The organism is Vibrio sp. SCSIO 43132 (assembly GCF_019904195.1).
GTDB classification, from domain to species: domain Bacteria; phylum Pseudomonadota; class Gammaproteobacteria; order Enterobacterales; family Vibrionaceae; genus Vibrio; species Vibrio nigripulchritudo.
Genome location: NZ_CP063200.1, coordinates 1,331,602 through 1,356,236, shown reverse-complemented (window position 1 = coordinate 1,356,236; position 24,635 = coordinate 1,331,602). Strand labels below are relative to the sequence as shown.

Here is a 24,635-nt window from a genome sequence, read left to right as displayed (position 1 = left end):
AAAAGCTAGGAAACCGGACTTTCTTTATCTATCGGGTAAATATTACCAATAATATGCAATCGATTTCAATTGGTGTTCACTATCATGTCAAAGAAAGATCAAAGACCCAATGTGGTTTAAGCTGCATAGTAATGTAAACCTCTAACGGGCTGTTTCCAATGCGTATGGTTGCGAATGTCGTCCAGTAATACCGTGTGCTTAAAGTAGCCTCTGGATATTTTAAGCTCTAGAAAATTGACCCCAAACTGAACGTCCGTATCAGATGTCACCAAGTCGTGTTCAATTACTTGGCTAATGTCTTTGATGGCTCTTTTACTGGTTAAAAAGGGGGTTGGAACAATAAATTTAAGTGTTGCGCCCTGGTGAGTTTTTGAAGGGATAACGAGATTGGTAATAACGGGATTTGATTCACAAGCATAATTCGCGATACTCAATTCAGTGTGTACCTGGTTGATCTTCAATTCACTGTGACCATGATTGCGTATCGCTAGGGTAACGGCTACAGCCGTTCCATGATTGACCAAGCGTATTGAATCTAGTTCAACATCCATCGCATCTGGATCTAAGCATTCGTTCTTTTTAAACCATGATATGAACATTTCAAAACCTGTTTTTAAATGTTTATAGATTGCATATTCAGTAGTCATTGATCATACTGTCCTGTAGGTAATGGATTGTTTTGATTGAGAACCTGAACTTTACCATACCCATATGCAACAGAGCCATATCATCACGATATGGCTTTTGTTTTTCACCTCGTTAAATTCGAACCCCTTTTCTTGCTAAGCCATCGCGAAGCGATAGAAACGACCTGTACACTCTCTGAGTGCGTGAAAGCTTATTGTCTTTGAACCTGAACATATTATGTCTTGAGTCTCGCCAGCGTTCGTTGTGAGGGGAGGGAATATGCCACCTTTTACCGCGCGGCTAAGGAGCCAGCTCGCTTGCGAGCAAGATGCTCCGTTTCATTCTTGAAGTAGCCCCTAGCTTTAGCTAGGAATTGGCACTTCATTACCCTGTCCACAAAATTTGTGGACGTGTAAGGTCTTTTCTGTTCTCTACTAATACCCTGTAATTTTGCATATAAGCCTTAGCGAGCAGCTAAGTCTTTTATCCATTTGCACAAAGTTGGGGAAAACGATCTAATTGGATCACGTATTAGAAGAAATATACCTCTCAATGCCTCCTCAAATGCGCTGTAAGCGCCTGTATAGGCACTAAAAAGCCCGCTGGTAAACAACGGGCATATAGACTCACGCCCAGCTAAGGACGTTACAGTGTAATGATGGGCTATTCAAGAGATTGATTGAGATGTTTGCCGCGTAGATACTGAGCTTGACGGCGTAACTCTTTCGGGGTTAATGAGGCAAGTTCTAATGGTGTGGCGTTTGCCAAAATGTCACGTGCGTAGACGTCTAATTGTTGGTGGTAATCTTTGTCCTGGAGCGCCTTAGTTCTGCGTTTTGCCGCGCGTTTCTCGCTGTCGGCTTTGCGTGCCTTGAAAGCAGAACGGATAAAGCTTCGGCGCGCTTCCTGTTCTGCTTCGGAGATGCCAAATTTAGCGATCTCGTCGGGTTTAAACCCTGCCAGTTTTTTCTCTTTGCGCAGTCGTCCCAAGGCTTTTCTCTGTTCACCATTTAGCCGTGTTTCAGAGATGCCGCAGACTTCCCAGAAGAGTGGGGTGACTTGAATTAGCTTGGGTATCCACATGCCTTGTTCTCTGTCCCAGATGCGCTCTGTTTTCACAAGGTTGTATTTCTCGATCATGTTAATCATACGTGTGAAGCGTGAAATCGACTTTTGACCGCTTGGGCCGGTGGTCGATAAGCCGCACATGTCGGACATCTCGGTACAAGAAGAATGGACAACGCCCGTTAACAGGTTGGCATGGTAGGCGAGGGCTTCAAACCCTGCCTGGATTGAGCGTTTTAGGTGGAGGTTAAAACCACGCTGGCGGTTAGCGTATTGACCCCATAGTCGGAAGCCAGACCAAAGATGAACAGGGTTGTTTTGAATGAACTTACATGCATCCTTTATCAGCTTGGGGCGTGTGTCGCTCCGCTGATTCGGCTCAAAGGTTGGATGTAAGTTCTTGACAAGCATATAAAATTAAAGCTCTAGCAGTGCATCAAGTTCAGCATTCGCGGCTTTAAAAAAATCGGTTACTTTCTTAGTCTCGTCATCCAAATAAACCGATATACGAGGACAAAAATCATCAGTTTTGTATCCATTTTCATGGATTGTATATGAAAGCTCTTTAACATGAGCTGAGAACTGGAAAAAGACATCGTGTTCAGTGGTTAAGGTGATGTTTAGACAACGGTCTGCAAGCTTTCGAGCTTGCTGTATACGGCTTGCGGCTTGTTTGGCAGTGAGCTCTTTTCGTCCGGTTTCTATGCTGGTTACACTTGACCAGTCGAGGGAATTTGGTGATTCCATGATGACGTTTCCTTTAAAAATCGTAAGTCAAAGGCTTATAAGCCTGCTAGACTTGTCTGCGAGTTGTATTTAAAAGAAATCTGTTAGAGCCAACGAGGACAGAGAGTCGGAATGTAATGCTTAGTTCATGTTTAATTCATGAACAAGTTGATAGCATTTCAACTTATTGTGTTCTAACAAATTTTTACCCGGTCTCACCGTAGTTTCATTCATCTATCAGTCGGGTGCTCCTTAAACTGCCGTTCATATCTCACCATGTCAGGCAGAGAAAGGAGCGATTTGATAGATATCAGAACCATCTCGGTTTCGACATCCGCATTTAATACTTTCTGGAGGCTGGTAGCAACCAACCGCCATGATCAATTATGCTATCGATGGAGGTGGAAAATATGATAACGACATTACAGTTGTTGAATAAATTACGTGTTGAAAAACAATTAGATAGCGATAGGCAGGTAGCTAAGTTTTTAGACTTAAACCATACTTCCGTTCAAAAATGGCGCCACGGCGGAACAATGAGTGAAGAAGTCGCTTGCGAAGTGGCTGATTTGTTAGGTTTAGATGTTGAATTGGTTTTGTTATCCATCATTGCAGAACGCTCCAAGAATAAACGCGTCGTAGAGAAATTAGAAAAGATTCTAGAGAAATATGATGCCGCTTAGGTATCTGACAGAAAGTAAAGCTAATCATTTGATTTATTTAAGTTATTAGCTTTCTTTTTTGGTGTTCTTAGTGCGCATTATCTATCTTATGTTAAATGGAGTGTCAGTCTACGTCGATTCTGATGCATTCAGCTCTCCCTTTCCCTTCAAAAGCCATGCAATTTAACCATAATCCTATTTACCATAAAATAGCTAATAGTCATTTCTTTAATCAGAGATTAAGCAATGACTATTAGCTGTGAGTCCATACTATTAACTGTTTGTCAGGCACAAAAAAGCCAAGCGCTTTGCTTGGCTCTAACTTCTTCTGAATTCTATCAACCGCCGGCTAACTTAACGGTGTGTCCTTTTTTCTCAAGGTGCGCTTTTATCTTATCGCGATTATCACCCTGGATTTCGATGTTGCCATCTTTTACAGAGCCACCGCATCCGCAAACCTTCTTCAATTCTGCTGCTAATAGTTTTAAAGGTGCATCGTCAAGGTCCAATCCTGTTACGATGCAAACGCCTTTGCCTTTTCTGCCTTTTGTTTGGCGTTGGATACGGACAATGCCGTCTCCTTTTTCTCGTTCTGGCTTGGCTTCTTCGGCTTTAATTCTTCCAACTTCTGTTGAATATACAAGAGACATTTCAATTTCTCGATTTCAAATAGTGTTGAGTATTTTAGCCTTTTTTGGCGGCGGCAGCCAAGTGCGCATCAATGTGTTTCTGAATAGCCAGCTTACCACCTTTGATTAGGCGACCATTGAAAAAACAGTACCATGCGTTAGGTGCACCAGTATCGTTTTTTAATTGAAAACCGTTATAGTTCTCTTCAGTTCCAGCTGCCACGGGTTTCGCTTCAAGAGAAGCGAATTCCTTCGGATCAATCAGTGACGCAGTTTCACACCACCAGTCAATGCTCTTTTTCACAGATGCTAAGCTTCCAGAAAGTACTCTGTTTTTAATCTTTACTTGCCAGACCTGTCCATTAGATGACTGCAAAGTAAATCCGCGATGCATGCTATTTGCCATAATAGTGAACTCTTAGTTCTTTGTTTCTATTAATAATAATTGTAATCCTTGGATTCGCAAGTAGAATTACTTAACAAATGCATGGTTATGGTGCGTTAAATTGAGAAAAAATATCACTCCGATCACAAATCTAGAAATTAAGACTGCAAGCATAAGGCAATTTTCCGATGCAGTTAACTTAGATATGCTAGACAGCTTGACTCAAGGGTGTTACTCGGTTAACTCCTTGAAATCCATGCTTAACGATTGGAATACGTTCGTAGCGTTTTGCCAAGATAGACATGTTTCTCCCCTGCCCGCTTCTGTCACCGCCACCAGGTTGTTTCTTAGTACTGAGAGTAAAAAGAAAAAATTTCCATCCATTAAAAGATTCGCGTTGACGATTGGAACCATCCACAAAATTCACGACTTGAAAGACCCGGCAAACCATCGCCAGATAAAGTTTCTGTTGAACGAGCTTCGCGCATCCAAAAGTGAAGACGTTAAAAGCGCAAGTGCCTTTACCAAGGCGTATCTAGACAAACTGCACACACTGCTTTCCCCCTCAATTCTGCTTAAAGATATGCGTGACTTGGCGATTTATCACGTGATGTTTGAATGTGCTTTGAAGCGTTCAGAGCTAAGGCAACTCGGTTTTGAAGACATTTCTTACGCTAATAGTCTTGCTCATATACAGGTGGAAGACAAAGTGTATGAATTGAGCTCTCAAGCTTCGACGACATTGAAACGTTGGTTGAGCCACAATACGACGGGCATCCCTTTTTGTCGTATCGATAAACACGAAAACCTTTATGACTCCAGGCTCGACGATTCTTCAATCTATCGCGTGTTTCGTAGGGCAAGTGATTTGCTTGGCTTGTCTGAAAATCAGAGGCTATCGGGGCAATCTAGTCGAGTTGGTGCGGCGCAGGAACTTGCTTCTCAAGGATACCGCCTTAAAGATATTCAAGATTTTGGGCGTTGGTTGAGCCCGGTTATGCCCGCTCAATATCTTGGAAGAACGGGCAAATCCAGTGCTGAAAAATTAAAGTTTATCTCGATCAAGCCGTGGGATTAGATAAGGCATTGTTTATAGCGTTACTCAAGAAGTCCTTGAAGCTGATGCCATGGTGTTCAACCATTTTAGGGAACATGGAGATTGGCGTCATACCTGGGAAGGTGTTCACCTCGTTTAGGTAGATTTCATTATCTTCAGTTAGGAAAAAATCAATTCTGGAGAGATCTTTCAAACCCATTTGAAGAAAGACTTTTCTGGAATATGACTGAATTTCATCTATCTGTGCGTTGGTCAGCCCTTCTGCTTCAACTACCGTGAGTGAATGGCTGTCTGCTCCATACTTTTCTTCGTATGTGTAGTACCCATTCTCTGGTGCGATGACTTCTCCAGGTTTTGAGATGATCAGTTCGCCGTTATGTTCAAACGCTGCGACTTCTAACTCTCTTGGTCTCACGGCTTTTTCGATTAATACCTGATCCGAGAAAGTGAACGCTTTGTTTACTGCTTCACTTACTTCTGCTGATTCCGTGACCTTGTAACATCCGACTGAAGATCCTTGACGCGCAGCCTTTACAAATAAAACTCCCCACTCTTCAAATGCTGTTCTTGCCTTTTCATGAGCATCTTCATTGTTTGAAGATAGGAAAACGTATGGCGTGTTTGGAATGCCTAATGCGTCATACCATAACTTAGAGGTAATTTTATTGAAGCTGTTGATGCTCGCTTCTGGTCCGCAGCCAAGATATGGAATTTTTGCCAGCTCAAAGATAGACTGAACATCGCCAGTTTCGCCCGGAAAACCATGTAGGCAAGGAACGATATAGTCGATATGAATTTCGTGAGATTCACCTTTAAGATTTGAATGCGAAATGTCCAGCTCAGTTTTTTCTCCAGAGCTTAGGCGCCACTCGTCTTTAGTCATTTCAACTCGAATGACATTGAAGCTTGGATCTAACTGAAGTTGTTGCTGAACATAGTTTGCGGAAACTAACGAGACTTCATGTTCGTTTGAGCCCCCGCCGCATAGCAAAAGGATGTTTTTTCTAGTCATTGATGGGTTCTTTCCATGAAAAACTGCATGCCAATATTCTAATAGTTTGACTATTAATTATCAGTAATTTTTGAGTCAAATCTCGTCTAAACGGTTACTGCTAGCGCAATAGCCCGCGACGTTGGGTAAATATTAAACGTTAAATTCAAAGTGATGAGCAACAAAAAAGGGCTGACGCCCTTCTTTGTTAATTTAGCTTATCCATTACCGGATATTCAGAGTTTTTAATCGCATCAATACTTTTCGGGAAAGGTTTAAGCTTCTGGAACTCTTCTGGCAGTGAAGCGATGGCAGCTTTAGCTTCCGCTGATGTTGCGTAGTCACCATAAAGAATGGTGTACCAGTTAGTGCCTTTCACTTGCTTGTAGTTACCCCAGATTGGCTGACCCACAGGCAGGCGTTTTGCGAAGTGCTCAAGCTTGCTTTCACGGTCCAATGCTATTACTTGGATCGTATAACCGTAACGAGGATTCGATTTTAGCTGATTGTCTGTTGGAGGAAGAATCTTGATCTTTTTCTTTTGAACTTGAGGTTTTGGCGCAAGTTTCACCACTTTTTTCTCTTCTTGCATTGGTGCAGCAGCCACCATAGCGGTATCAGGTTTTTCTGCCATAGGCATGATTTCCTTCACCGTTTCTTCTTTTATTTGTGCTTGCTGAGTAATCGGAGCTTGTATTGAGTCTACCTTGTAATCCTCTTTGTAGGATTCAGATGTCACTTCTTTTTCATACGTGTCCGATGCACAAGCTGCTAGCAGCATAGAGAGACTGATAATTGATATCTTTTTCATGGGTCATTATTACGCTAATTAATTCTTTCCAAATCATGCACATTGATTCAAAGAGAATCAAGTGCAGCTCTAGATTAATTGTAAACTATCTCGTGACGATTCCCACATAATTCACGTGTCAAACCAAAGTGTTGAAACTTTTTGCGAGTATTGTGGAACCGACAACACCAATTGCTGTGACAGATCACATCCGCTGTATTCAGATCAGCGATAATAAACATGGATGCTTTACTATGCGGTGAGTCTAATCAACCGCTTAAACGTATTTGAGGTGTGAATGAACCGACTGGATAAGCTGCTAAAACCGACGTCTGTCGCCGTAATTGGCGCTTCTCAGAAGCCCTACCGAGCTGGTGAAATCGTTATGAAGAACCTTCTCCAAAGCGGTTTTCAGGGCGCAATCATGCCTGTTACGCTCAAGTATAAATCGGTTTGCGGTGTACTAGCTTATCCGAATGTTGAGTCTTTACCCATCGTCCCCGACCTTGCCATTCTCTGTACTCATGCTGATCGTAATGTCGAGTTGTTTGAGCAAATTGCAAGAAAAGGTGTAGGTGCGGTCGTCATTCTTTCCTCCGATATGCATGGCAAAGACGCCGAAGGCATCTCTTATGAATCTAGGTGTCTTGAGATTGCTAAACGATTTAACGTAAGAATCCTAGGCCCTAACAGCCTTGGTCTGATATTACCCTGGCATAACTTTAACGCTTCTTTCTCACCAGTAACCGCGCTGCCCGGAAAAATCGCGTTCATTTCGCAATCGGCGGCGGTGTGTACAACAATACTCGACTGGGCGAACGACAAGCAGATTGGTTTTTCAGCTTTTATTTCTATAGGGAACGGAGCGGATGTCGATTTCGATGAACTGCTGGATACCTTATGTACAGACAGTAAAACCGAAGCCATATTGCTCTACGTAGACAGCATAAAAGACGCGAGACGCTTCATGTCAGCTGCTCGTGCGGCTAGTCGAAACCGTCGGATTCTGGTCTTAAAAGGCGGTCGTTCTATCGCCGGGCAAAAAGCGGCAACCCTTCATACCGGAAGTGTCCCAAGCCTTGATGTGATTTATGATGCTGCGATTCAACGTTCCGGTATGCTGCGGGTAAAAAATACACATGAATTGTTTGCCGCCGTAGAAACCTTGACTCACTCAGTCCCCCTCAGAGGGGAACGTCTTGCGATAGTTACCAATGGCGGCGGTCCTGCGATCATGGCGATTGACACGCTGATGGACAAAGGGGGCAAACTCGCGGAACTGAGTCAGGAGACCACTGAAAAGTTAAACCGTCACCTGCCTTCAAGCTGGTCGGGGTGTAACCCCATAGACATGATCGGTGACGCCAATAGCCAGAGATATATCGATACCATCAATACTCTGATGGACGGCGACGAGTTTGATGCTCTGCTTATTATGCACAGTCCATCTGCTGTCGCTCATTCAACCGATACAGCAAAAGCGATCATTGATTGCGTCAAATCGCATCCCAATTATAAGCGATTCAATATTCTTACCAACTGGTGTGGTGAGCAGAGTACAAAAGAAGCCAGAAAGCTGTTTACGCTTTCAGGTATTCCAACCTACAGAACACCTGAAAGCGCCGTCACTGCATTCATGCATTTAGTGGAATACCGTAGAAACCAAAAACAGTTGATGGAAACCCCAGCCTCTGCGGGGCAAATAGAACTGAATGATGTGGATTTGGCGCGTAACTGGATAAATGAACAGTTGTCAGAAGGAAGTACCACTCTCGATACTCACCAGATTGCCTTTTTACTAAAACAATATCGATTTACGGTGCTTCCAACCTGGCTTGCCAGCGATCAGAGTGAAGCTGTGCATATCGCCGAGCAGATTGGCTATCCTGTTGCAGTTAAGCTGCGTTCGCCAGATATTGCGCATAAGTCCGATGTGCAAGGCGTTATGCTGAATCTAAGAAACAGTGCCGAGGTCGCTTCGGCTGCTCAGTCGATATTGGATCGAGTTTCTCTCACCTACCCGTCTGCCAGAATTCATGGTCTGCTGGTTCAAGGCATGGCAAGCCGCGCCGGTGCTCAGGAAATCAGGATTAAAGTGAAGTCTGATCCGACTTTTGGTCCGGTCATACTGATCGGTGAAGGTGGATCGGAATGGAACGAGGCGCTGGATGCCACGGCAGCCATTCCTCCACTAAACATGACGCTAGCTCGTTATCTGATTATCCGAGCCATCAAACGAAACAAATTACGTGTTCAGCAGCTACCCAACCCTATGAGTATTGATGGGCTAAGTGAGTTTTTAGTCCGCATTTCTCAGATGGTCATAGATTGCCCACAGATACGTGAACTGGATATTCATCCAGTGCTGGCGAATGGAGAAGACTTTACCATCTTGGATGCCGATCTGACGTTGTGCGAATTTGAAGGAAGCTCTCATCAAAGACTCGCCATCCGACCTTATCCCGTGGAGCATGAAGAAAAAGTAAAGCTTAAAGACGGTAGCGATGTACTACTCCGCCCTATTCTGCCAGAAGATGAACCCGACCACGCTGAATTCATTTCCAATGTTTCCAAAGAAGATTTGTACAAGCGATTTTTCAGCGACGTTGGAGAATTCAATCATGAGGCGCTGGCCAATTTCACCCAAATCGACTATGACCGAGAAATGGCATTTGTCGCGCAACAAAGCTTTGAGGGAGAAAAGCGAATTATAGGCGTTGCCCGGGTACTTTCTGACCCAGAAAACTTCGACGCTGAATTTGCCATTTTGGTGCGTTCTGATCTGAAAGGTATGGGTCTGGGGCGAGTTTTGATGGAAAAATTAATAAGCTACTGCAAAGAGCGTGGAACCAAACAAATGTCCGGAATGACCATGCCTACTAACCGAGGCATGCTCATGTTGGCTCAAAAAATGGGATTCGAGCTCGATATTCAGTTTGAAGACGGCATTGCGGATATGAGGCTGCCTTTAAACGAGTAATCGACTTTCCAGTTCTTCTTGATGTATTGAATACACCAGGACTTACTTTTGCCCATTTTGTTTCTTCGCCACGCAAGGACAATTTCAACAGGGGCATCTTCTGTCCCTTCTATTTTTCGAAGCAGCTTTTTCTCGATCATTTCATTGGCGATATGTGTCGGAATTGTACCAATACCTAATCCAGCAATCAGAGCTTCAATTTTTGCATGGAAGCTTGTAACGGTTAAACGTGGCTGTTCGTCTAGAATGTTTCTACTTAGCGCCGGAGCTTCGCGGGCAGTATCTGCAATTACGATGGCTCTGTAGTGACTGCGCGAATCATTGTCGAATTCGCCTTTTCGCTGGTGGATATAGTGATCGTAAGCCGCAACCCAAGTCATTGACATGGTGCCTATTGGCTCTGCTTTTACATCCTGCGGGTAAACTTCTGGTTTTGGGCAAATAAGAAGATCTGCTCTATCATAAGCGAGTGATTCCCAGCACCCCGCCAGAATTTCTTCCTGTAACTTTACTCTGGTTTTACTTACCGCACCTAAATGCTCGACCAATGGAAAAAACGTATTACCTGGAACAATGCCATCATGAGCGATGGTAAGATCTAACTCCCACCCGTGAGCCAGAACATTCGCATCAGAGACCATATCTTCTGCCGCGCTTAAAAGCATGCGACCTCTTTCCAGCAACAACTTACCCGCGTGAGTAAATGTTGCTTTGTGCCCGGACCGGTCAAAGATAACTAAGTCGAGATCCTGTTCTAGTTTCTGAATCTGATAACTAAGAGAAGATGGCGCTCGGTTCAATTCATTTGCCGCCGCTGCGAAACTGCCTCGACGGTCAATTGCATCAAGAATATGCAATGCTTCTAAGGTGATTGGGCTGTTCAAGAAGAGATCTCTGTTTGAGGATTATCCTATTTACAATACGACACCTTACTTTTCATTGTTTTAACGCGTTAGATAAGCGTGATTAAGATCACGAATACTGAAAATTTACGCTTTCTTACACTTCGAATACCGAACTTTATACTGAAATTAAAACAAAGAGTTAGCGTATTTGCATATTTCCTCTATTAGCTGTTTTCGTATCGTAATGAGAAGTGTAATGATAGTTATTATCATTTTGATCAATTACAATCCTCGCACCATTTAAAGCGATTCATGGAAAAACAAAAATGTCGCAACCTAACTTTAAGAAGCCTTTGCTCACGGCTTCAATCTTAATTGCCCTTTCTGCGCCTACTTTGGCAAACGAGCAAGTTGATGAAACTGTCGTAGTAACTGCTACAAAAACAAACCAGGCCCTTGAAGATGTGGCAGCGTCTGTAGCAGTGATTACCGATGCCGAAATTGAATCAAATATGTCCAACAATATCGCTGACGTATTTGACTACACACCAGGTGTTACGATCGAAAACGCAGGTCGCCAAGGTATTCAAGGTATTAATATCCGCGGTCTTTCGGGCAACCGTGTACAGATTGTTGTTGATGGTGTAATTCAACCAGACCAGTACGATCCAGGCGGTGACTTTATCCGATCTGGGCGTTTGAACTTCGACCCTGAAATGCTCAAATCTGTTGAAGTTGTAAAGGGTTCAGCGTCAAGTCTATATGGTAGTGATGCAATAGCGGGTATCGTTGCATTTTCAACTAAATCCGCTTCCGACTTTTTGGAGCCGACAGGTGATGACTTTGGCGGCTACGTTAAACTAGGTTATCACTCTGCTGATAAAACATTCAGTGAATCAGTTGCTCTTGCAAATCGCTCTGGCAGCCTTGAGTCTTTAGTTGCTTATACCCGTAAAGATGGTAATGAGTTAAACAACTTCGGTGAGCCAGACAACCAAGATTATTCTTCTGATAATCTTCTAGTTAAGCTTGGATATGATCTGAATGAATCACATTCATTCGAAGTCCGTGGTAGCTATGTGAAAGGTGACACTAAGACAGATGTTACCAATAAATCATACAAACCGTACAATGGTCATGATGTTTCTGACTCACAGAGCTTTGGAATCAAACATACATGGAATACAAATTTAGCTCTTTTTGACAATTTAGTTTGGCATGTGGATTGGGTTAGTCAAAAAGAGAAATCAGACACCCACCGTACAAAGATCTCAAACGGAAACGTCCAACATAAAGACTACATTTATCGTGAACGCGGATTCCAAGGCGAGATACAGGGCGATAAGTTCATCTCAGGTGAAAGCATTGATCATTTCATTGTCTACGGTGTGTCATTTAAAAACAAAGACATCCATAACCAAAACGATGAGATTAATAGTATTGGCGCGGATAAAACAGTTTATTACATGCCAAATGCTAAAGAGCAACGTTATGGCGCATTCCTGCAAGACGACATGTTAATGCTGGATGGAAAGCTGAGATTGACTCCAGGTATTAGATTTGACTCTTACAATACGGATCCTAATGGCAATGTCGCCACTGGGAACTCCGGTGGATACACACCAGATAGTTACACTAAATACAGTGATTCTGCAGTTACTGGTAGAGTTGGAGCCGTGTATGAGTTGAATCAGACCCATAAAGCTTTTGCACAAGTAAGCCAAGGATTCAGAGCGCCTAACTTCAAAGAACTATTTTACTCATTCAGTAACTTAAATAGTCCTTTCTTTAAATACAAAAACATCCCTAACCCTGATCTGAAAGCTGAAACCAGTATCTCTTACGAATTAGGTTTAAGATCTAGCTTTGAAAATGCTGACACTGAATTTGTCGTATTCTACAACGACTACGATAACTTTATTGAGTCTAAAACTGTTCAGGCTGGAGGTGGTCCGGTTCCTCACGTATTCCAGCACGTAAATGTTGATAAAGCGACTATTAAGGGTGTGGAGCTTTCTTCAAAGCAAAACCTGTCAGCTGTGTTAGGTCTTCCTGAAGGCTTCAAGTCTGGTATTGCGGGTGTTTATACAGAAGGCAGTGATGGCGAAGGTGAAAGACTTGACTCTGTGAACCCTTGGCAAGCTCTGGCGAAGTTAAACTACGACAGTCCTTCTGATAGTTGGGGTACGTCTTTAAAAATGGTTTACACAGCAAGTAAGAAAACATCTTCAAGTCCTTCGTTTGATATGACGTCTGCAACTATCTTCGATGTAACTGGTTACTATAAGCCTACTCAAGACCTAACGTTACGAGCTGGCATATTTAACCTAACAGACAGACAGTACTACAACTGGAATGATGTTCGCTCTCTATCTGCAGAAGATGTGAATAGATCACAACCAGAACGTAACTTTGCGATTACTGCAAAATACGATTTCTAAGCTTAATATTTGATGCAAAAGAAAAAGACCGAGAAATCGGTCTTTTTTGCGTTTATAAGAACAAATTTGCAAATGGCTAAATACAAAAAATCCAGCTTTAAGCTGGATTTTATCAAGTTCGAAATATTCAAAAAGGCTATCAAAAAGTGACTGAATTATTTCGATATTATTTGTTTTCTGCCATCTCTTTCTTAACCATTACAGCTGCTGCAATGATGAAAGTGATGATAAGCGCTAGCTCCATCAGTGTCCCCTGAAAGTGGTATTAGAAAATGTTCAATGAATCGTTAACAAACTGTTTTTTAACGTTCAAAAATAAGCTTCGGACTTATTCTAGCAGGTTATAGAATGTACGAAACCCCTTAACGAGATTTTTACGAAAAATATCGATTCAGATCAAAAAAGAGGCTCGAAAGCCTCTTTTATCAATTTTGCTAATCCTGATAGCCTTGCGGATTTTGTGACTGCCATCGCCAGGTATCTACAGTCATATGTTCTAAAGAACGTTCTGCTTTCCAGCCTAGCTCGTCTATTGCTTTCTTTGGATCAGCCCAACATTCTGCAATGTCACCTGGTCGTCTATCTACAAGTTTGTAAGGAATTTCCTGACCACTTGCTTTCTCAAAGGCTTTAACCATATCTAAAACACTGTAGCCATTACCTGTGCCTAAGTTATAGATATGCAGACCGTTTTTCCTGCCAACGGCATTGAGTGCTGCTAAGTGACCGTCTGCTAAGTCCATCACGTGAATGTAGTCACGGACACCCGTTCCATCCTTTGTTGGATAGTCACTGCCGAAAACAGACAAAAACTCACGGCGACCAACTGCAACCTGGGAAACAAAAGGCATCAAATTGTTTGGAATGCCTTGCGGGTCTTCGCCCAAGTCGCCACTCGGATGCGAACCTACCGGGTTGAAGTAACGAAGAAGTGTAATGCTCCAGTCCGGGTTTGCTTTTTGGAAGTCGGTTAAACACTCTTCCACCATCAGTTTGCTGCGACCATACGGGTTAGTGGCACTAGTTGGAAAATCTTCCGTAATTGGCACAGAAGCCGGGTCACCATACACAGTAGCAGAAGAGCTGAATACCAATGACTTCACACCAGCTTCGCGCATTGCTTCAACCAAGACCAAAGTGCCATGAACATTGTTGTCGTAGTATTCCAGCGGCTTTTCTACCGACTCCCCTACCGCTTTTAGCCCGGCAAAATGAATACAGGATTCTAAGTTGTGCTCTTTCATGGTTTTAACAAGAAGGTCTTTGTTACGAATGTCACCTTCTACGAAAACTGGGCGGGTTCCAGAAACCTTTTCAATTCGGTCTAATACGCTGGATTTGCTGTTGTACAAGTTGTCTAGAATCACTGGCGTCATGCCAGCTTCGATCATTTGAATGCAAGTGTGGCTGCCGATATAGCCCATGCCACCAGTAACAAGTACTTTCATGGTTCTTCCTAAATGGTGTAATTAACGTAATTCTACTTAACCTGCATGGCGATTTGTAGTCTCATATCTCAAAGTAATTGGATTTTATAGAAAAAGCTTCCGCAAATTTATTGAATTGTTAGCAAAAATGAAACTCGGGCTCTAAAGCTTCTCAATTTAATGGAATACAATTAACCTTAACGGTAAGTCATCAGTGGGATAGCAGACAAATGACCAAGGAAAGGTTGAAACTAAATTGTGATATGGGCGAAAGCTTTGGTTCATGGAAGATGGGCTTAGACGAAGAAGTAATGCCATGGGTCGATATGGCAAATATTGCCTGCGGTTTTCACGCATCCGACCCGAATGTTATGTCCACCACCCTAAAGTTAGCAAAGCAATACCGGGTTAGCGTTGGTGCCCATCCGGGCTACCCGGATCTGAATGGGTTTGGTCGCAGAAGTATCCCCATGTCACAGGATGAAATCGTACACAATGTGGTGTACCAAGTTGGAGCAATTCAATCTCTCGCTAACCTCAATAGCGTTAAAGTTGAATATATAAAGCCCCATGGCGCGCTTTATAACGACATGATGAAAAGTGAAGAAGTGTTTGTTGGCATTCTGGCGGCAGCTGAAAACTTCTCTTTGCCTGTTATGATCTTGGCTGGCACCGATAATTCTAGATATCTTGACCTTGCGGATCAGTTTAATGTTCCCCTACTCTTTGAGGCATTTGCCGACAGAGCCTACCTAGACAACGGACTTCTCGTCCCTCGCAGTCACCCTGATGCCGTGTACCACAAGGAAGATGATATCTATCATCAGGTGATGCAGCTTGCCCGTTACGGCAGCATCACCAGTATCAATGGCAGCAAGATTCAGATTGAAGCGGACACGGTTTGTGTTCATGGTGATAACCCTGAATCCGTTGCCATGGTCCAAAGAATATCCCAAAGCTTAGCGGCGCTGTAAGAGAGACTGAAATGATAAAGTTTGAAATCCAGCCTGTCGCTGAGTGCAGTCTTATTGTGTATTTCGGTAGTCGTATTGACCCTAAGCTAGCCCCTTTTATTGGCGAGGCTGCGAAATGCATTGCGGGAAGATTTTCGGATCAGGTTATGAATGTCACCCCTTCCTACACCTCTATTTTGATTGATTATCTTCCGTTTCGAGTCCATCAAGAGCAGTTTATTACTCAGTTGCGAAGTTTGCTGAACGAGCAAAGTCAGGCTTTTACTATCGAGAGCAAATCTACCCTACATAAGTTGCCAGTCTATTACGGTGGAGATACCGGACCAGACTTAAAGGCTGTTGCCGAGTTTGCCGCAATCACGTCTGACAATGTGATAAAGCTGCATACAGAGAGTTCCTTTCGGGTTTGTGCCATTGGTTTTTCTCCCGGTTTCGCATTCTTAGCTGAAGTACCGAATGAAATCGCCAAACCCAGGCATGATACTCCCAGAGTATTTGTTCCTTCAGGCAGTGTCGGTATCGCATCTAATCAAACGGCAGTCTACCCATCCCGTTCCCCAGGTGGCTGGAACATTATCGGGAACTGTCCAACACCACTTTGGGATTCCAAAAATCCGGACTCAACATCTGACATCAATATTGGTGATGTTGTTCAGTTCTACTCAATTACAGAGAAAGAGTTCGTTTCTTTAGGGGGTGAACAATGGGTGTAATGGCGGTTACTAAAGCTGGGCAACTTTCTCTTATTCAGGACTTTGGTCGATATGGGTGTAGCCAGTTGGGGCTAACGCAAGGTGGACCGGTCGATGACTATGCTTTTAGCTGGGCTAATTACTTACTGGGTAACGACCTTAACACCGCTGCGATTGAAATCACTCTTGGCCAGGCGTTATTTACTTTTGAGCAAGACGCCATGATTGCCATCTGCGGCGGCGATTTGCAACCAAGAATCAACCAAATACCCGTGGCAAACTGGTCAAGGCATTGGATAAAACGCGGTCAGACACTTTCTTTTTCGTTACCACGTAACGGTCTGAGGGCTTACCTTGCAATAAAAGGTGGGTTCAAATGTACCCCCCACTTTGGGAGTGCTTCGACGGTTCAAAGGGAAATGGTTGGCGGATTGCAGCAAGATGGAAGTGCGCTGGAAGTCGGGGATCAAGTTGAATTCTCCGATGAGCAAACGAAGTTGACCTCAAAACAGGTCACATTCCGGTTCATCCCTGACTACAACCTGCCGTTGACCTTGCGTGTTATCGAGAGTTACCAGAATAAAAGCTTCCATCCGGATTCGTTGCGAAAACTGTATAGCGGATCGTTTTCAATTAGTCAGAACAGTAACCGCATGGGCTATCGCCTGGAGGGAGATACCATCAATCCTCCAAGTGGAAACCTGATATCTGAAGGTATTGCTCTGGGATCCATTCAGGTTCCACCGGATGGAAATCCGATTATTCTGCTCAATGACAGGCAGACTCTGGGCGGTTATCCAAAACTAGGCTGCGTTGCCCGAATTGATTTGCCCAGACTTGCGCAAGCCAAGCCCGGTCAGAAAATCCAGTTTGTAAAAGGCGATCTGGAAGGACTACAGAAAGTCTGGTGTAAGTGGGCAAGGTTTTTTGGATACTAAACAAGAAAGCGACCCGATTGGGTCGCTTCCGTTTTACTTTCTAATTCAATTTCAATGGATTTAGAATCACTTCATCCCCTTCATGAAGTCCTTTTCTTACCTGATTGTTTTGTCCAAGCTGAACGAGTTGAGTTTTGATTTTTCCTTCCTCGACAATTCGTACATAGTCGAGCTGCCCAACCTGATACACACTGTTTTCAGGCAGAGTCAAAACAGATTCACTGTGGCTAAGTACATGTACCTTTCCGTACACCCCAGGGTAAACTGAAGGGCTTACAGGTAACGCAAGCTTAACCAAGAAACTGCGTGAGGACTGATCTGCGGAAGGTGAAATTTCAACGATGTTTGCCCGCCCTGTATGCCTTGAAGTTGGCAAATTAAAGTTAAGCTGATCACCCACTGCAATACTTGCTATCAAAGACTCAGAAATATTGACCTCAAGTTGCAATGATTCTGGGTTGTATAAGGAAACCAACAAAGCACCTGGTGTGGCAGTATCCCCTTCATTGACTGGCTTTTGAGTTACCACGCCATCAAAAGGTGCGGTAATAATGCTAAAGCCAAACGTTGTTTCTGCTTCTTTTACCGCAGCTTGTGCTTGCTTAAAACCGGCTCTTGCCGTTTCAAGCTGGGATTCCACACGGTCAAATTCTGATTGCGGAAGTAACTTCCTTTCCACCAGTTCTGATATCCGCTTAAACTCCTTACGCGTAGCATTCAGATTAGCCTGAGCGGAAGATAGCCCCTGCTCTGTTTGCTGTACTCGGGCATCAAGGTCGTCACTCTCAAGGCGCATAATGACATCATCCTTGGTAACGCTGTCACCTATATCCACCAACACCTCAACTACTTTCGCGGTAACACGTGCAGAAAGCTGAGCTTTTTGATCGGCAATCACTGTGCCCGTAAATTCTCTGATTTGAGGCGTTTCCTGATACCTCAAGGTGACGGTTTCTATGTCAGAAGTATCTGTTGTGGTCAGTGCTTTCTGATTCACTTTTTCTGTAAAACCACCAGCCATGAAAATAAACAATACGATCAGCACTGAAAAAAGACTGATCCCTAACAGGAGTTTTGATGATTTCATGATTCTTCCTCGTTGCTTACAGGCAGACCATGCCCTTCTACATTTGAATACGCCAAGTGATAAACCACTGGGATGACTAATAAAGTAAATATGGTTGATGCCGTTATTCCGAATATGATTGCCCAAGCCAGACCGTTAAATATCGGATCCAGTGTTATCACGATATTTCCGAGCAATGTTGTGCCTGCCGTCAGTAAGATCGGGCGCATTCTAACCGCGCCGGATTCGATTAAAGCCGCTTTAAGAGGTTTACCCGCCGCTAGAGATTGCTGAATAAATTCAATAAGAACTAAGGAGTTTCTAACTACAATCCCGGCAAGTGCGATCATTCCAATCATGGCTGTTGCGGTAAACAAAGCAGGATCTGGGTAGCCATTAATGTCATCTCCAAGAAGATTCAGGAACCAGAACCCCGGCATGATACCAATAACGGTTAGAGGAATCGCGAGCATGATGATGCCAGAAACCGCAGGCAACCCAGTCTGGATGAGCATGACGATGAATACGCCAAGCAACGCCGCGCCATAGGCAATTCCTAGATCACGGAACACATCTATGGTAATTTTCCATTCTCCCTCGCCACTCCAAACGACTTGAATATCGTCATCCACTGACCAGCCTTGATTACCACCATTGCTTAAGTAGCTTCTCTCGCCCAGCGCTCTTGATTCATTCGAGTAGGCTTTGCCTTGGTCTGCAATAACATCAGCAACGATTTCACCCAGTACCCGCCCCGCGGATTCGGCATAAGCGTAAACCACAGGTTTAAGGTTCTTGTGATAGATAGGCTGATCTTGAGTGCGCTTAACAAATCTTCCCAGCTCGGATAACTGGACAAGCGGTTGAGGTGCATCTTCCAGACTTCCCTTCACATTCTGTTTCGCAATTCCTGTCTGCCCACGAACATAAAGCGCTTCTAAGTTAGTGAGATTATCACGCTGCGAAATCGGAAGCTTAATGGTTACTGGCAGAGGATCGATTTCTCTCTCCATTTTCAGGTTGGCCAGTTTTATCCCCTTATTCGCAGCCAGTATGGTCTGGTTGATGTCAGCGGTGGAAATGCCAGACAACGCTGCTTTCTCCCGATCTACGATGAATTGCCAGACTTCTGTCGGCTCTTCAATACTGCTATCGACTTCGGATACAAATGGCTCTTGCTCTAAACGCTGGATAACATTGAAAGCCTGTTGTTGCAGTCTTTCGTATGACGTCGTTTCCTGACCGTATACTTCGGCTGTCAGGGTCGCAATGACCGGAGGACCGGGAGGCACTTCCACCAGTTGAATTTTCGCATTGTGCTTGGTAGCGATTGATTCAATGTCATCTCTGATTCGGGTCACAATCTGATGCGACTGAAAACTGCGTGCATTTTTATCAACAAGAACGACTCGTAGCTCTCCCTGGTGTGGTAGGTCTCGCATAAAGTAATGACGAACCATGCCGTTGAAATCCATTGGTGAAGCAACACCAGAAAACCCAGAAACCGACAACACTTCCGGTTGCTCAACCAGATAGCTTGAGAAATCACGCAGAGCATTTGATGTGGTAACAAAGTCAGTGCTCTCTGGCATGTTGACGATCAACTGGAACTCATTCTTGTTGTCGTAAGGTAGAAGCTTCAAGGGTACCAGTCGAAGTGCGGGTAACATGGCTGCTCCAACAAACAGCATCGCGACGATTCCCAGGAATACCCAGCTCTTTTTCCGCGATTCAAGCAAAGGTAAAAGCAGCTTGTTGTAACCGCGATAAAGCAAAGTAGATTCAATGTTGTATGTCCCCTTGTCCTGCGCAGCACGAAGGATCTTTCGGGCAAGCCAAGGCGTGATTAGGAATGCAACTAGGGTACTGAATATTACTGAGATGGGCACATTAAACGCCAGCGGAGCCATATAGGGCCCCATCATCCCGGTAATGAAGAACATCGGCGTGAACACGATAACAATAGCCACCGTGGACATCAAAAGTGCTGAACGGATTTCCCCCATTGCGAGAACAATGGCTTTGGTTTTCGACAAGTCTTTGCGTTTTAGGTAACGCTCAATGTTGTCGATACTGGCAATAGGATCATCCACGATCAGACCAAGAGCAAGAATCAACGCAAACAACGTAACTCGGTTGATGGAGTACCCAAACGCGAGATCCATACCAATTGCTGCACCATAGCTGATAGGAATGGCAATACCCACCACCAATGCGCTGCGCCAGTTCAAGAATAAGCCGACAAACACCACAACGGTGACAATTGCTATACCTAAGCTCGATACTAAGTTGTTGACCTTGTCGCTGGCTGTCTGACCATAGTTTCGGATGATATCCAGTTTAACTGATTCTGGAAATTGCTCGGCTTTGAGTGTGTTTAACTCTTTAAGCACTTCGTTGGCAACACCTACGGCGTTGGAACCATTTTGTTTTGCTACGGAGATAAAAACAGAAGGATAGGATTGGAAATCGCCATGACCGTATTGAATCCAGGTGTCTGTAGAAGCTTCTTCCGGACCATCAGTAATGGTTGCCACATCCCCTAAATAGACGGGTTTACCATCAATGACATTGACGACTAACTGACTGATCTCATGAGCGTTTTGGAAAAACTGCCCGGATTCTAGTAAGAAGACCTGTCCCTGCTGATGTAAATACCCGGCACTTTGTTTGGCATGGCTTACGTTAAATGCGCGTTGTAAATCATCGATAGTTGTTTTTCGGCTCGCCATCGCCGACGCATCCAGTGCTACTTCTACAACCCGAGACTGACCTCCGGTGACTTTCACGATATTGGTGTCGTCTAGCGAGTTTAAGCGCTGGGTTGCCTGTGTCGCGATCCGCCTTAACTCATAGGTTCCAATTTCATCGGGATCCGTTGAGTAGAGTGCAGCGACAACGATAGGCACATCATCTATCTCTACCGGCTTAACAGCCCAGTTTGAGACGGAAGCAGGGATTGTATCCTGGTTGGAATACAGCTTGTTATACAGTTTAACAAGAGCATTTTCGCGATTCTCGCCTACATAGAAACGCACAATGACCTGCGCCTTATTCTCCATGGACGCAGAATAAACGTACTCTACACCGTCGATTTGGCTGAGTAGTTTTTCAAGAGGTTCTGTTACCTGCTTTTCAACTTGCTTCGCACTGAGAGCGGGGGCATCAATCAGTACGTCAGCCATTGGAACAACTATTTGTGGATCTTCCTCTTTAGGTGTTAGCCACAGCGCGATGCCACCAAGTATCAAGGCAAATGCGATGAGTATTGGCGGGAAAAAACTGTTCATTACCGAATGAACAAAGCCTTGCGAAGAACTGGCTCTCATTGACTGTCCTTTTGAATATTTCCGCTTGAAGGTGATGAGTGGGTTGAGATGTTTCTCGCCATTACTCGCAGAAAACCTTATGTAGGTTATGAATGAGTGCCGCTATTCTCTCATCGGCAAGGGAATAGAAGACTTGCTGAGATTCTTTTCGTACCTTCACCAGATTGTGCTTCCTGAGAACGGTTAAGTGCTGCGAAAATGCTGATTGGCTTAATGTCGAGCTGTTTTGCAATTGCCCTGCGCCCAACTCTCCTTCCATTAGCTGGCAAAGTACCAACAGTCTTTCTGGATGAGAGAGGATTCTTAGAATTTCGGCAACTTCAGCAGAATTTGTTCTCATTTGGTCAAGATTCATATTAAACCTTCTCTTTCAAATAAATCTAATTTAGATTGCACTAATATTATATTTGTAGTCAATACTTATATGAGAAAAAACTAAAATAGTTTTATCAATATTAGTTTTACCTAAATATCAATAAGGCTATGAGGGTTAAATGATATGCGTGACAGTGTCACATATATGGATGGCTTTTCAGGAAAATTTAAAAAATCTGAGTCATATTTATACATTCCTGCCCTTAACACGCTTCCGCCTGCCTTATATTCTTAAAGACAAGCTAAATGCTAATCACACATTTTTGTTGCTTGTTTGCGCTGAGCCAATTGGTTAGCTTCAATATGAAAATAATTATTTAAAGGAATAGATAATGAGTAAGGTTTGGGTTACTGGGGATGCAGTGGTGGATTTGATTCCAGATACTGAGATGACGTACTTAAAGTGCCCTGGCGGTGCTCCTGCCAATGTCGCTGTAGCAATCTCTCGACTTGGTGTGGATAGCGGGTTCTTTGGTCGGGTTGGTGACGATCCTTTTGGTAAGTTCCTCAGTGAAACCCTTGAGTCTGAACGTGTCGATGTTACTCCTTTAAAGCTCGACCCTGCCCGAAGAACATCAACAGTCGTTGTCGATCTAGATGATTCCGGTGAGCGAAGCTTTACTTTTATGGTGAAGCCCAGTGCGGATCAGTTCACTCAACCTGAAGACATTCCAGCGTTTCAGCAGGGAGACTGGCTTCATATCTGTTCTATCGCACTAGCAAACGAGCCAACGAGAAGTACGACGCTACTTGCTATGGAAAAGATGAAGCAAGCTGGTGGATATGTCAGCTTTGATCCCAACCTTCGTCACGAAGTATGGGCAAACCAGGATGACATCATCCCAACTGTGTTGAAAGCGATTGGAATGTCGGATGTTGTGAAGTTCTCTGATGATGAGCTGGCATTTTTGACGGGGAAGGCCTCAATCTCTGAGGGGCTTGATAGCTTAAAGACGTATCAGCTACCTATGATTCTGGTGACTCAGGGGGCAAAAGGTGCGCTGCTGGTTACTGAAGAAGGTAAAGAGCTGATAAGCGGAAAAGCCGTGTCTCCTGTTGATACGACCGGAGCTGGTGATGCGTTTGTCGGGGGGCTGCTGTCTTACCTGGCTCAGGTTGAAGATTGGTCTAAGTTAGACAATGCCAAAAATGCGGTTAAATGGGCGAATGGGTGTGGAGCGCTGGCAACCACTCAAAAAGGCGCAATGACGGCATTGCCAACCATTGATGCACTAAATGAGTTTATAAATTAACCTGAAGTCAGATTGAGTACCAAAAAATCAGCCGCTTAAAGCGGCTGATTTTTTAATTCTGCTATTTGTTTTTACAATGCTCTATAGCTTCGGAAAGCAGTTCTAGTGCAGTGGAATCACAATCAGGTAATTCTGCATTACTTTCTTGCAATGGAGTTACCCTGTCACCCCATTTGATGTGCCCGGCACCCCAGGTCAATCCTGCTCCGAATGCCGCTGTCAGAATATCACTGCCCGGCTTCACTTTTCCTGATTCCACAGCTTCACATAATGCAATAGGGACTGTTGCCGCGGATGTATTCCCGTACTTGTGAATGTTCACAAATGCTTTGTCTTGAGCGATTTCCGCGTGATCGCACAAGGTTTGAATAATACGCACATTAGCCTGATGTGGAATGACGATGTCTATGTCATTGGTATTCAGTTGGGAGCGCTTTAATACCGTTTGAGCGGCAGCACCCATTCCGCGTACAGCGCGTTTGAAAATCTCTTTGCCTACAAAATTAAATTCCCAGTACCCGTTGTCCGCAGCAAATCGATCCATTGCTGTGCCGTACTTAGGAACCGCCAGAATATCGCGTCCTTCAGCGTCACACCCAAGCTGCGCTTGTTGCAAACCCAACGGTTTATCGGTTTTGCTTAAGACAACCGCACCGGCACCATCACCAAACAGAACGGCAGTATCGCGTTGAGTCCAGTCTAAATAAAATGTCAGCCGCTCAGCACCGATCACCAGTGCGTGTTGATAGTTGCCTGCCTGAATCAAACGGGTCGCCGTTTCCAGCCCATATACAAACCCGGTACACGCGGCATTTAAGTCAAATGAAGCGCAGCTTTTGATGCCAAGATTGGTCTGAACTTTGGATGCAATATTTGGAATTAACGTATCAGGAGAACACGTTGCGACGATAAGGCAGTCAATATCTTCAGCGTTGATGCCTGCACACGCAATGGCTCGCTGAGCCGCTACGGTTGCGAGGTCAGACGTATTAACATGACTGATGCGGCGTTCTTCAATACCCGTACGGGTACGGATCCACTCATCAGAAGTATCAAGGAATGTACTCAGGTCTTGGTTGGAGAGCTTGGCAGGAGGCAGGCATTTCCCCCACCCTGTAATTTCTGCAAAATACGGTTGCATGTAAAATCACCTGTAATTTTAGTTTTATGGTTGGGTAAGTTTTAAACAGAGTTACTGTTGCATGCTTACCTTTCAAGCATATATAAATTCACAGAAGTGTAAACTTTTGACTATGAAATATGAGTTTTAACTTTGAATAGAGAAAAAACAAAAAAGACCCGCATAAATGCGGGTCAAACCTTGTGGAGCAAGGGTGTCATTAACTCAAACATCAATACTTTAGGAATGTAACGATGCTATTG

Annotated in this window: 21 protein-coding genes; 8 read left to right on the top strand and 13 right to left on the bottom strand. The window is 44.0% G+C overall.

All coding sequences use genetic code 11. The annotated features are described in order from the left end of the window. Positions 1–116 precede the first annotated feature (116 nt). From INR79_RS24280 to INR79_RS24270, 3 genes are all read right to left on the bottom strand, one after another. Complete coding sequence (locus INR79_RS24280; protein WP_223097320.1) at positions 117–647, bottom strand: hypothetical protein; 531 nt, start codon at positions 645–647, stop codon at positions 117–119. Between the two features lie 643 nt (positions 648–1,290). Beyond that, complete coding sequence (gene repA / locus INR79_RS24275) at positions 1,291–2,103, bottom strand: plasmid replication initiator RepA (protein ID WP_223097318.1); 813 nt, start codon at positions 2,101–2,103, stop codon at positions 1,291–1,293. Positions 2,104–2,109: 6 nt separating this feature from the next. Then, positions 2,110–2,439, bottom strand: coding sequence for a hypothetical protein (locus tag INR79_RS24270; RefSeq protein ID WP_223097316.1), 330 nt, complete (start codon positions 2,437–2,439; stop codon positions 2,110–2,112). Between the two features lie 389 nt (positions 2,440–2,828). Here INR79_RS24270 and INR79_RS24265 point away from each other — a divergent pair, with 389 nt between their 5' ends. Beyond that, the gene (locus INR79_RS24265; protein ID WP_223097314.1) at positions 2,829–3,101 is read left to right on the top strand and encodes a hypothetical protein; all 273 of its coding nucleotides are present in this window, start codon (positions 2,829–2,831) and stop codon (positions 3,099–3,101) included. A 317-nt stretch (positions 3,102–3,418) separates the two neighbouring features. On the opposite strand, the gene yciH is transcribed toward INR79_RS24265, so the two are convergent. Both yciH and INR79_RS24255 read right to left on the bottom strand, forming a co-directional pair. Further along, positions 3,419–3,730 carry a stress response translation initiation inhibitor YciH gene (gene yciH, locus INR79_RS24260; protein ID WP_004404856.1) on the bottom strand — a complete coding sequence of 104 codons (312 nt, stop codon included), beginning with the start codon at positions 3,728–3,730 and terminating at the stop codon, positions 3,419–3,421. 34 nt (positions 3,731–3,764) lie between these two features. Next, positions 3,765–4,115 (bottom strand): DUF3319 domain-containing protein, encoded by a 351-nt coding sequence (locus INR79_RS24255; RefSeq protein ID WP_022561437.1) that lies wholly within the window; start codon positions 4,113–4,115, stop codon positions 3,765–3,767. Between the two features lie 376 nt (positions 4,116–4,491). Between INR79_RS24255 and INR79_RS24250 the strand changes: the two genes are divergently transcribed. Continuing rightward, positions 4,492–5,172 carry a tyrosine-type recombinase/integrase gene (locus INR79_RS24250; RefSeq protein WP_262415422.1) on the top strand — a complete coding sequence of 227 codons (681 nt, stop codon included), beginning with the start codon at positions 4,492–4,494 and terminating at the stop codon, positions 5,170–5,172. Here INR79_RS24250 and INR79_RS24245 read toward each other — a convergent pair. After that, positions 5,156–6,163 (bottom strand): D-alanine--D-alanine ligase, encoded by a 1,008-nt coding sequence (locus INR79_RS24245; RefSeq protein WP_223097310.1) that lies wholly within the window; start codon positions 6,161–6,163, stop codon positions 5,156–5,158. The two genes, INR79_RS24250 and INR79_RS24245, sit on opposite strands and share 17 nt — an antisense overlap. Positions 6,164–6,350: 187 nt before the next feature. Further along, positions 6,351–6,953 (bottom strand): SPOR domain-containing protein, encoded by a 603-nt coding sequence (locus INR79_RS24240; protein WP_022561434.1) that lies wholly within the window; start codon positions 6,951–6,953, stop codon positions 6,351–6,353. 277 nt (positions 6,954–7,230) lie between these two features. On the opposite strand from INR79_RS24240, the gene INR79_RS24235 reads away from it, so the two are divergent. Then, complete coding sequence (locus INR79_RS24235; protein WP_223097308.1) at positions 7,231–9,912, top strand: bifunctional acetate--CoA ligase family protein/GNAT family N-acetyltransferase; 2,682 nt, start codon at positions 7,231–7,233, stop codon at positions 9,910–9,912. On the opposite strand, the gene INR79_RS24230 is transcribed toward INR79_RS24235, so the two are convergent. After that, complete coding sequence (locus INR79_RS24230) at positions 9,864–10,796, bottom strand: LysR family transcriptional regulator (protein WP_004401238.1); 933 nt, start codon at positions 10,794–10,796, stop codon at positions 9,864–9,866. The two genes, INR79_RS24235 and INR79_RS24230, sit on opposite strands and share 49 nt — an antisense overlap. A gap of 287 nt (positions 10,797–11,083) precedes the next feature. On the opposite strand from INR79_RS24230, the gene INR79_RS24225 reads away from it, so the two are divergent. After that, positions 11,084–13,198 carry a TonB-dependent hemoglobin/transferrin/lactoferrin family receptor gene (locus INR79_RS24225; RefSeq protein WP_223097306.1) on the top strand — a complete coding sequence of 705 codons (2,115 nt, stop codon included), beginning with the start codon at positions 11,084–11,086 and terminating at the stop codon, positions 13,196–13,198. Between the two features lie 434 nt (positions 13,199–13,632). On the opposite strand, the gene galE is transcribed toward INR79_RS24225, so the two are convergent. Next, on the bottom strand, positions 13,633–14,646 hold the full coding sequence (gene galE / locus INR79_RS24220; RefSeq protein ID WP_022590586.1) for a UDP-glucose 4-epimerase GalE: 1,014 nt from the start codon (positions 14,644–14,646) through the stop codon (positions 13,633–13,635). Positions 14,647–14,855: 209 nt separating this feature from the next. Here galE and INR79_RS24215 point away from each other — a divergent pair, with 209 nt between their 5' ends. Genes INR79_RS24215 through INR79_RS24205 form a run of 3 tightly spaced genes read left to right on the top strand, consistent with a single transcriptional unit; the run spans position 14,856 to position 17,229 of the window. Continuing rightward, on the top strand, positions 14,856–15,599 hold the full coding sequence (locus tag INR79_RS24215) for a 5-oxoprolinase subunit PxpA (RefSeq protein ID WP_022561429.1): 744 nt from the start codon (positions 14,856–14,858) through the stop codon (positions 15,597–15,599). A gap of 11 nt (positions 15,600–15,610) precedes the next feature. After that, positions 15,611–16,312, top strand: a complete 702-nt coding sequence (locus INR79_RS24210; RefSeq protein WP_223097304.1) for a 5-oxoprolinase subunit B family protein — start codon at positions 15,611–15,613, stop codon at positions 16,310–16,312. Then, positions 16,303–17,229, top strand: coding sequence for a biotin-dependent carboxyltransferase family protein (locus INR79_RS24205; protein ID WP_223097302.1), 927 nt, complete (start codon positions 16,303–16,305; stop codon positions 17,227–17,229). Before INR79_RS24210 ends, INR79_RS24205 begins: the two co-directional genes overlap by 10 nt. 40 nt (positions 17,230–17,269) lie before the next feature. On the opposite strand, the gene INR79_RS24200 is transcribed toward INR79_RS24205, so the two are convergent. From INR79_RS24200 to INR79_RS24190, 3 genes are all read right to left on the bottom strand, one after another. Further along, positions 17,270–18,316 (bottom strand): efflux RND transporter periplasmic adaptor subunit, encoded by a 1,047-nt coding sequence (locus INR79_RS24200; RefSeq protein WP_223097300.1) that lies wholly within the window; start codon positions 18,314–18,316, stop codon positions 17,270–17,272. After that, entirely contained in the window at positions 18,313–21,624 is a 3,312-nt protein-coding gene (locus INR79_RS24195; protein ID WP_262415421.1) for an efflux RND transporter permease subunit, read from the bottom strand. The genes INR79_RS24200 and INR79_RS24195 overlap by 4 nt, the downstream gene beginning before the upstream one ends. A 61-nt stretch (positions 21,625–21,685) precedes the next feature. Beyond that, the gene (locus INR79_RS24190) at positions 21,686–21,979 is read right to left on the bottom strand and encodes an ArsR/SmtB family transcription factor (protein ID WP_004398956.1); all 294 of its coding nucleotides are present in this window, start codon (positions 21,977–21,979) and stop codon (positions 21,686–21,688) included. 352 nt (positions 21,980–22,331) lie between these two features. On the opposite strand from INR79_RS24190, the gene INR79_RS24185 reads away from it, so the two are divergent. Beyond that, positions 22,332–23,252 carry an aminoimidazole riboside kinase gene (locus INR79_RS24185; protein ID WP_223097299.1) on the top strand — a complete coding sequence of 307 codons (921 nt, stop codon included), beginning with the start codon at positions 22,332–22,334 and terminating at the stop codon, positions 23,250–23,252. 61 nt (positions 23,253–23,313) lie between these two features. On the opposite strand, the gene INR79_RS24180 is transcribed toward INR79_RS24185, so the two are convergent. Beyond that, entirely contained in the window at positions 23,314–24,393 is a 1,080-nt protein-coding gene (locus INR79_RS24180; protein ID WP_223097298.1) for a ketoacyl-ACP synthase III, read from the bottom strand. Positions 24,394–24,635: the final 242 nt, after the last annotated feature.

Bases quoted from the DNA above. Each gene is read 5' to 3' on its own strand.
- INR79_RS24280 (WP_223097320.1), bottom strand. From the start codon at position 647: ATGACTACTGAATATGCAATCTATAAACATTTAAAAACAGGTTTTGAA.
- repA (WP_223097318.1), bottom strand. From the start codon at position 2,103: ATGCTTGTCAAGAACTTACATCCAACCTTTGAGCCGAATCAGCGGAGC.
- INR79_RS24270 (WP_223097316.1), bottom strand. From the start codon at position 2,439: ATGGAATCACCAAATTCCCTCGACTGGTCAAGTGTAACCAGCATAGAA.
- INR79_RS24265 (WP_223097314.1), top strand. From the start codon at position 2,829: ATGATAACGACATTACAGTTGTTGAATAAATTACGTGTTGAAAAACAA.
- yciH (WP_004404856.1), bottom strand. From the start codon at position 3,730: ATGTCTCTTGTATATTCAACAGAAGTTGGAAGAATTAAAGCCGAAGAA.
- INR79_RS24255 (WP_022561437.1), bottom strand. From the start codon at position 4,115: ATGGCAAATAGCATGCATCGCGGATTTACTTTGCAGTCATCTAATGGA.
- INR79_RS24245 (WP_223097310.1), bottom strand. From the start codon at position 6,163: ATGACTAGAAAAAACATCCTTTTGCTATGCGGCGGGGGCTCAAACGAA.
- INR79_RS24240 (WP_022561434.1), bottom strand. From the start codon at position 6,953: ATGAAAAAGATATCAATTATCAGTCTCTCTATGCTGCTAGCAGCTTGT.
- INR79_RS24235 (WP_223097308.1), top strand. From the start codon at position 7,231: ATGAACCGACTGGATAAGCTGCTAAAACCGACGTCTGTCGCCGTAATT.
- INR79_RS24225 (WP_223097306.1), top strand. From the start codon at position 11,084: ATGTCGCAACCTAACTTTAAGAAGCCTTTGCTCACGGCTTCAATCTTA.
- galE (WP_022590586.1), bottom strand. From the start codon at position 14,646: ATGAAAGTACTTGTTACTGGTGGCATGGGCTATATCGGCAGCCACACT.
- INR79_RS24215 (WP_022561429.1), top strand. From the start codon at position 14,856: ATGACCAAGGAAAGGTTGAAACTAAATTGTGATATGGGCGAAAGCTTT.
- INR79_RS24210 (WP_223097304.1), top strand. From the start codon at position 15,611: ATGATAAAGTTTGAAATCCAGCCTGTCGCTGAGTGCAGTCTTATTGTG.
- INR79_RS24205 (WP_223097302.1), top strand. From the start codon at position 16,303: ATGGGTGTAATGGCGGTTACTAAAGCTGGGCAACTTTCTCTTATTCAG.
- INR79_RS24200 (WP_223097300.1), bottom strand. From the start codon at position 18,316: ATGAAATCATCAAAACTCCTGTTAGGGATCAGTCTTTTTTCAGTGCTG.
- INR79_RS24195 (WP_262415421.1), bottom strand. From the start codon at position 21,624: ATGAGAGCCAGTTCTTCGCAAGGCTTTGTTCATTCGGTAATGAACAGT.
- INR79_RS24190 (WP_004398956.1), bottom strand. From the start codon at position 21,979: ATGAATCTTGACCAAATGAGAACAAATTCTGCTGAAGTTGCCGAAATT.
- INR79_RS24185 (WP_223097299.1), top strand. From the start codon at position 22,332: ATGAGTAAGGTTTGGGTTACTGGGGATGCAGTGGTGGATTTGATTCCA.
- INR79_RS24180 (WP_223097298.1), bottom strand. From the start codon at position 24,393: ATGCAACCGTATTTTGCAGAAATTACAGGGTGGGGGAAATGCCTGCCT.